General features: G+C 35.5%; 8 protein-coding genes. All 8 read right to left on the bottom strand.

Features of this window, described 5'->3' with window-relative positions:
* Positions 1-63: 63 nt before the first annotated feature.
* The 8 genes from AC23P2_RS30740 to AC23P2_RS30705 all read right to left on the bottom strand — a co-directional run bounded on the left by AC23P2_RS30740 (position 64) and on the right by AC23P2_RS30705 (position 6,957).
* The gene (locus AC23P2_RS30740) at positions 64-978 is read right to left on the bottom strand and encodes a VOC family protein (protein ID WP_487776732.1); all 915 of its coding nucleotides are present in this window, start codon (positions 976-978) and stop codon (positions 64-66) included.
* A gap of 14 nt (positions 979-992) precedes the next feature.
* Positions 993-1,403, bottom strand: coding sequence for a DoxX family protein (locus AC23P2_RS30735; RefSeq protein WP_487776731.1), 411 nt, complete (start codon positions 1,401-1,403; stop codon positions 993-995).
* 110 nt (positions 1,404-1,513) lie between these two features.
* Entirely contained in the window at positions 1,514-2,098 is a 585-nt protein-coding gene (locus AC23P2_RS30730) for a Crp/Fnr family transcriptional regulator (protein WP_487776730.1), read from the bottom strand.
* Between the two features lie 175 nt (positions 2,099-2,273).
* A complete protein-coding gene (locus tag AC23P2_RS30725; protein WP_487776729.1) occupies positions 2,274-2,492 on the bottom strand; it encodes a hypothetical protein in 219 nt (72 codons plus the stop codon).
* Between the two features lie 373 nt (positions 2,493-2,865).
* Positions 2,866-3,159: a DUF3861 domain-containing protein gene (locus tag AC23P2_RS30720; RefSeq protein WP_487776728.1), complete on the bottom strand. Its 294-nt coding sequence runs from the start codon at positions 3,157-3,159 to the stop codon at positions 2,866-2,868.
* A 775-nt stretch (positions 3,160-3,934) separates the two neighbouring features.
* A complete protein-coding gene (locus AC23P2_RS30715) occupies positions 3,935-5,011 on the bottom strand; it encodes an alpha/beta hydrolase family protein (protein WP_487776727.1) in 1,077 nt (358 codons plus the stop codon).
* Between the two features lie 247 nt (positions 5,012-5,258).
* Complete coding sequence (locus AC23P2_RS30710) at positions 5,259-5,864, bottom strand: DUF7691 family protein (protein WP_487776726.1); 606 nt, start codon at positions 5,862-5,864, stop codon at positions 5,259-5,261.
* Positions 5,865-6,081: 217 nt separating this feature from the next.
* Positions 6,082-6,957 (bottom strand): Rpn family recombination-promoting nuclease/putative transposase, encoded by an 876-nt coding sequence (locus tag AC23P2_RS30705; protein WP_487776725.1) that lies wholly within the window; start codon positions 6,955-6,957, stop codon positions 6,082-6,084.
* Positions 6,958-7,290: the final 333 nt, after the last annotated feature.

Genomic DNA, 7,290 nt, shown 5'->3' with positions numbered 1-7,290 from the left:
AATGAATCGGAATATCATTCAAAATATCGAATCTGTCCTACAAGGCTCTTTTCAATGGGCTACCTAAACAGTTACTTCTTTTTTAGCATTTGTAAATTTTTCCATCACAGCCTCTAACTTCTCTTTGGATTGAAAAATTAAAGTATAATAATTTAGTCCTGCATTGTCTTTTGGAGCTATTGGTCTGTTTTTGCCGTGCCAAGTATTCATTGCAATTCTATGTTTATAGGCACTTTCCATTCCTACATCTGCATACATAAATTGGGGTATATTATTGAACTGCGAAAAGCCCAATTGTCTATAAAATTCATTTGTAATTTCAAGGTTTGAAACATAAAAATGAAAATGTCCAATTTTGGTGTCTTGATGCAAAATACCTTCAATGTTTTTATTGTCTAATTCACTTAAAACCAATTCAATGTCTAAAACATCTGAAGGACTATGCAATTTGCCGTTCGTATCTTCTACCAATAAGCCTTTGTCAGTTACAAGGCGTTTGTATCTTTCGGGTGTTTCCAAAGCAAATTCAATGGTTATTCCATCGGGGTCAGTCAAATAAACAGATTTTGACATCGTGTGGTCGGTTGGCGAAAATGGATACCGATTATTAATAAGTCGTTGAACCATTTTGGCAAACTCTTTTTTGTTAGGTGCATGAATGGCTACGTGGTACAAACCACTATATCCTTCCATAAAAGGTTTGCTTGCAGTTTGATGTACTATCAAAAGTGTTTTATCTTCTGTGCCAAATTCTGCAATGGTTTCAGAAGTATTTCGCAGTTTTAGTCCTACAATATTTGTCCAAAAACGAATGGATTTTTGCAAGTTGGTATTATTTAAATGCACCGTTCCAAATGTTGCGAAATCAATGTTTTCTTTTGTAGAAAAGTTTTCCATTTGGGTATCAAATGGAAAACTTTTGGCTGATGTTAATAATGACATTCCTATTATGCTTTGAATGAATTGTTTCCTTTTCATTTATAAATGCAAAGTTAGTTTTTAGGCAAAATAGGTGCTTTTTTCGTTCTACCCCAAGCCACAAATATTGCCATAGCCATAAAAACAATAGGCATAGCAATTACAGAAGTTTCGCCTTTTGAAATATGGAAAAACGTAGCCAATAACATTACTACTGCAAGACCGATAGCCGAAAACGGTGTTAAAATTGGTTTTATTCGCAAAATTGAAGGTAATAATAACCCCAAACCGCCTAATAGTTCGCTAATACCAATGAATCTTACCATGCCTTCGGGTACTTGTGTAACCCACGGAAGCATTTTTGATAGTTCGGGTATGGATTGAAATAATTTGTTTGCTCCTGCCATTAAGAACATAACTGCCAATAACGATTGCACTACCCACAATGCAATGTTTAAGCCTCTTGATGTAGTTGAATTTGCCATACTTTTTTATTTTAATTTTATAATGCAAAGATGCTATGACAAACCTGCGGTAAACGATGAGGTAAGGCAAAAAAAAACGTTGACTTACATCAACGTTTTTTTGTAAAGTATCATTTTTTTAGGGCATTGTTTCTGATGCGACTTAGGGTTTCTTTTGTCATTCCAAGATAAGAAGCGATGATATGTTGCGGAAACCGTTGAAAAAATTCTGGGTAGGTGTTTTGTAATTCTTCCAATTTTTGTTCTGCTGTATAGGTTTTTGAGGACTGCAATCTTTTCATTAACTGGATAGATTGTCGTTCGGTTAATGCCTGATTAAATTCAGAGTAAAAAGAAAGCTTACAAAGCTTCTTCAAAAAGTCGTCTTTTGTTATTACAAGCAATTCGGTGTCTTCATAAGCATCAATATAATAAGGTGTTGGTGTACCTATCATAAAGCTTTCCTTGTCTGCAGCCCACCAATTTTCAATGAATAACTCCAAAATATTCTCTTTTCCTGTATCATCTATTGTGTATTTTTTCAATGCACCTTTGACTACAAACCCCGCCATTCTACAAACCTCTCCACTTTGCATAAAATATTGATGTTTGCGAATTTTTTTAGGTTTAAACACTTCTTTAAGCAAACTAATGTCATTATCGGTTAGTTTGTTATCAATTTTACTATTTATATGTTGAATTAGGGGATCTATCATTGTTTAGGTGTCTGTCTCGGCAAAATTGCCACCAACAGATGAGTATTGAAGTGGGGGAATTTGAAAAACGTCTGCTCGAATGAAGCACAGAAGTAAAAATGCTCAATTTATTCCGTCAGCCCCCATTCATTTAATACCTTATTGGTGGCTGCCGCTTTTGTGCGCCAGTCAAGTATCAATAAGCGAAAAGTCCGCCAAATGTATATTTGTCAGTGAGTTTCTGATAAACTGCTCTAACAAAGTCCACCGTAGTCTCGGCAATATCTGCGATTTGCTCGAAAGTTTTGTTGCCTTCTCGTATGAGGCATGTAACAAACTTTGCTTTTTCGTTCTCTTGTCCACGAAGATAAAGAATGTCTCTTTCCTCTTTGATGTATTCTGCGATGCTGTCCATAGGCGTTTTTTAAATTTAGCGGTCTGCCGCCGCGGTCATCGGGTAGTTCTTGCATCGAAATAGCCGTAATTTTAAGTACATTTTGCATAATACTTGAAATTACAGCTTCCGTATTCTCTTTGAAAATCTTGTCGTAATGTGCGGATTTCCGCCCACTTGATTGGCGTTTTTTCTTTTCTGCCTCCATGAAGCAAAGTTACATAAAAGCAGTAATTTAAAAGTACAAATGAGCAGTTACTTTGGCACTCATCGTGTTACAAACACTCTACTTATTGTGAGGTCGTAGTTGCAGACTACGCCCAACGAGGGGGCTTGAATTGTGTTTATATACCAAATGAAATGAGTAAGGCAAAAGTGATTTTATTTTTGATAATTATATTTTTTTTAACTTTTGCATAAAGGCACCAATGGCAGGTTTTAAATCTTCAAAAAGAGGGTTTTCTTTATTTTTCAAAACCACTTCGGTGAAAAGTTTTAATCCCAAAGCAAATTCTGTCGCTTGATTTTCATTGTCAAATATATTTTTAGATTTTGCCATTTCAATTATTTTGAATAAATCGTCATGGTTTTCAAATTCAAAACAAATTTGCTGTAAACCATTTTCCTGTTCATTTTGTGAGTCTAAAGATTCCAATGTAATTTTGTATTGATTTCCTTTCTTCATCATTAAAATTTTTATTTTCTCAATTTTTGAAATGCAACTAACCAACAGGGCTTGTAGAAAGTGGAGTTTTGAAACTCGTTTGTTCGAATGTCTGCCGATATAAATCGCTGATTTTGAGCTACTTATTAATATTGACTAGGTTTCCGTCAGCCGAAACAAAAGTACAAAAAAATTACTAATGTTCAATTATTTTCGTCAGCCCCTGCTTGTCACAAACCCGTGTTGAACAAAACCTTCGGTAGTTATATTTTGCCAAAATGGTTGATTTTGAGTCTAATATAATCTTAAAATTTAGCATAACAAAAAGAAGCTGGCCGAACGCATTAAAACATAGCTTCACTCTTTATCGCTCCAAAGGAGCTAAATCTTAGTAGAAAAAATGACGTAGGTTTTCCCCCCCCAAGCCCCGATAGGGGTGACATCTTTCACCAAGCACCGGTTGCCCCGATGGGGCTTGGACGGTGTGGGGGAGGTGTTTATTTACCTTTTTCTACTAAGATTTAGCCTCGCTGAGGCTATTTTTTAGATGCGTTTGACCTTAAAAAGAAGTGTGATGCGCTTAGAGAATACGTTTGTGTATGGCGCGAGTAGGTCAAAAACCTGCTCTCAGTATAGTTGCTCGCTCGACGATAACTCCATAACAAAAGAAAAGGGTTTGGTGAGTACTCGCCGCTAGGCTAGCCGCCCGCCCAAGTTTCGTTCAAGACTGGGCGTCCCCCAGCTATTTCATGGCTTGGCCTACGGCCACCACGAATGCTTAGTTATTGGTGGTAGTTTCTTATTTTGAAAGTACCTCTTTTTTTAACCAGTCCGTCATTGTCTCAAAATATCCATTGCAAGGTGGTTGGTATTTGTTGCCATTTTCAATAGTCTCTCTCATCCCACCTGTTATGCAACTTTTAAGATTATGATTACAATTAGAGAAAGTCTTTATGGTTAGCTTAGCTTTCGTTTTTTTTCCAATTGTCTCTTTATAAAGAGCAATAGTTTGCCTCCAATTAACATTTGCGTCTTTTTCTCCAAAAATTGCTAATACAGGGCATTGGATTTTCATAAGCGTTTCCCGAAACTTTGGGACATATATCATGAGTCCTGTTTTTTTATCAAACGTATGATGCTCGCTTATAAATTGTTTTTGCTTGGCTAAATAGGATTCTTCAGTTTCTGATGAACTGTTTAAAAAAATCCAAAAAGGGTCTTTTCTTAGATTTTGTGTTGCTTTTTCATATTCAGCAAATGTTCCTCCTTTTCCAAATATCTCATTACCTTGTTTCCATTCTGAAACCAATAGTTGTATCTCGTTTTCACCTCTTCCTTCAATTTTAAGATTTGTTTCAAGCAAGTAGCCAAAATTCTCTTTATCATCTGTTCCACTCACAGAAATCCAATAGGAAATTTTTGGATATTCTTGAATTACCAAAGGGCAAATCCATCCTGCACGGCTTATACCCCAAAGGCCAATATTGTTAGCCCCTGGAATATTTTTACTTTGTATTTCTTTAATCGCAGCAAGAACCTCATCAGCACTACTTTGTACTGTTTGATTTATGTCAAACTTACCTTCACTTTTTCCACAACCGGGTTTATCCCAAATAACACAGGCAATTCCATTTTTTACAAAGTTGGAGCGTAAGTCATAATACCAATTTCCTTCTACAATATTACTTTTTCCATAACCTTGAACAATTAAAATGATTGAAGTGGGCTTTTGCTCAGTTGGTATGTCAAGAAGTCCACTGAGTTTTTTGCCATTATGAACAAACTCAAAACTTTCTGTTTTAATCTGTCCAAATGAAGAGTTATAAACCAACAGTATGAGAACAATTAAGAATGGAAATACTATAATTTTTTTCATTTGTCAAGTATCTTTTTGTCGGAATAGTGCTACTGAAATTACCACCAACGCTGAATGTTTATGCAGGATAGGAAATAGGATTCCGTCCGCTCAATTACTTACAAATGTTTAACTATTAATCAAATACTGAACTACTTACGTTCGCCTATCTTGTATAAATATAGTGTTGGTGGCAGTTGCTTTTCCATGTTAGTCAGTTGTTTATTATTAATATTAAGCTTGGCTTTTAAGTAAAAACCTCACGGGTTCAATAGTAAAAAAATACTATCCCTTGTTTAAACTTAATAGCTTCTTCAACCCACTGTTCAAACTCATTTTTAACCTCATCTGGCAGATTGAGAGAAGTGTAGTCTATTTTTAGTTCGATAAGTTTATCGTATCTGATAAAACTTGTCAATGGGAAATCATCTTGGCTTGGAAAGGGTAACGGAATTTCCTCGAAATCAAAAAACAAAGACTTTACAGATTCAAAATCAATAGGATAAAAATCTCTACTATTCATTTTTTTTGCAATAGGCAAGAACTTCCCAACGCCCTCTCCAAATACATCATCTTCTGGTGGCAGTTCACTACCTTTTCTATAGTAAATGTCCCCTTTATAGCGTAGTATTTTTTCAAACACATATCTGTACATAGCTCCACTGCTTGGATTTGTACGAGAAATGACTCCATTAACAATTTCTTCGGCAGCTTTCTTAGGGGTAATACTTTTTGTTCCTTTAAAAAGTTCAGCTAATTCAACATGCCAAGAATACATGTCTAATTGTTTTAAAATGTTCTTATTTCTTGATCCAAAAACATATTTTTCTATATACTGCCATTTTACCCTGTATGCAGTTACTCCATATGACATAGTTATTATTTTTTATGATTGTTTTACAATTGCCACCAACGGAAAAGTATTTATGAAGGACTGGATAGAAAGCACAAAAGCTGACGAAAGTACGTCAGCCTAAAAATAGCACAAATTCTCAATTACTTACATCAGCCAGTCTTTCATAAATACAATGTTGGTGGCTGCCGCTTTTTCCGCCAGTCAAGTGTCCATGAGCCAAAAAGTCCACCAAGTGTCAATTTGCGGAAAGTTGTCGCTGAACAGATAAAACAAAGTCTGCCGAAACATTAGCTAACTTTGCACATTGTTCAACTGTCAAGCCCATATTTAGTGCGTTTGTTACCATTTCAGCTTTCACTCTTTGTTCAGCTTCTTTTATTTTTCTACTCTCGGCTTTTACCGATTCTGCATTACGAGCAATCAAAATCTCCAAAGAAGCCTTTTCGTCAGGGGTCATTTTACGACTGTCTAACTCGTCAATGGCTACTTTGAGCCAATCCTCGTCCCAAAATTTAGGAAACTGTATAGGATTGGTAAATGTATGAGTATGTATCGTTTTCATCGTATAAATCAGTTTTTGTAAATCTGTCTGACAATCAACTTCTTGTAATGTAAATTTATCCAATTCTACTGTAATAAACGACATTTGCTCGTCAAAAAGTTCGGCTTTTTCATTTCGCAGGTTTGCGAGCGTGTGAAAGTCGTCATAAGGCAGAATATTGTTAGCCAAAATTGCTACACAATAAATCTTTGTTAGCGTTCCGTAGTCGAATTTGCCACGTTTTACCATTGCATTGAACTTGTGCAAGGCGTAAAACTTCATTCGCTGCACAAAATACGGTGCATCGCCGTACTGCATTTCTACGATAAATTGGTTATCGTTTTCATCTGTACAAGCTAAATCAAAAATGCCACTTCTACCGTCTTGGGTAATGCCTTCAAAAGTATTTTTGTCAAATTTGACCTCTTTGATAGGTACTTCTGACTTGATGAGTGCTTGTAATGCTCTCCTCAAAAACAGCGTATTCGCTTCATTGCCAAAAGTAGCCTTGAATCCATAATCCGAGATTATCGGTATAAATATTTGGTCGTCTGTGTACAATGCTTCCATCAAGTAAAGTTACTAAAAACCAAATGTTTTTTAATAGTTATGCAAATAAATGAAGATAAAGAAGTCAATATAAGCAAATATTCTTGGCAGTAAATAGCTTGCCATTTTAATCTGTAATATTTATTTGATTCAGTGCATTATTTGTAAGTCCGTCATAAGTTCCACATCTCGAATTTAATTTAAAATTAAACTGTCCAAGATATATACCATTTCCATTTTCGTCAGTAGTTGGAAATCTGGGATTGCTATTCCCATCACGTAACTGTTTAGGTAGCCCATTGAAAAGAGCCTTGTAGGACAGATTCGATATTTTGAATGATATTCCGATTCATT

The organism is Runella sp. R0.1_18 (genome assembly GCF_057652155.1).
The sequence above is the reverse complement of the archived record's forward strand: the minus strand, read 5'-3'. Positions and strand labels throughout refer to the sequence as shown.

What these genes read in the sequence shown, in the direction of transcription:
- AC23P2_RS30740 (WP_487776732.1), bottom strand. Translation starts at nt 978, where the DNA reads ATGAAAAGGAAACAATTCATTCAAAGCATAATAGGAATGTCATTATTA.
- AC23P2_RS30735 (WP_487776731.1), bottom strand. Translation starts at nt 1,403, where the DNA reads ATGGCAAATTCAACTACATCAAGAGGCTTAAACATTGCATTGTGGGTA.
- AC23P2_RS30730 (WP_487776730.1), bottom strand. Translation starts at nt 2,098, where the DNA reads ATGATAGATCCCCTAATTCAACATATAAATAGTAAAATTGATAACAAA.
- AC23P2_RS30725 (WP_487776729.1), bottom strand. Translation starts at nt 2,492, where the DNA reads ATGGACAGCATCGCAGAATACATCAAAGAGGAAAGAGACATTCTTTAT.
- AC23P2_RS30720 (WP_487776728.1), bottom strand. Translation starts at nt 3,159, where the DNA reads ATGATGAAGAAAGGAAATCAATACAAAATTACATTGGAATCTTTAGAC.
- AC23P2_RS30715 (WP_487776727.1), bottom strand. Translation starts at nt 5,011, where the DNA reads ATGAAAAAAATTATAGTATTTCCATTCTTAATTGTTCTCATACTGTTG.
- AC23P2_RS30710 (WP_487776726.1), bottom strand. Translation starts at nt 5,864, where the DNA reads ATGTCATATGGAGTAACTGCATACAGGGTAAAATGGCAGTATATAGAA.
- AC23P2_RS30705 (WP_487776725.1), bottom strand. Translation starts at nt 6,957, where the DNA reads ATGGAAGCATTGTACACAGACGACCAAATATTTATACCGATAATCTCG.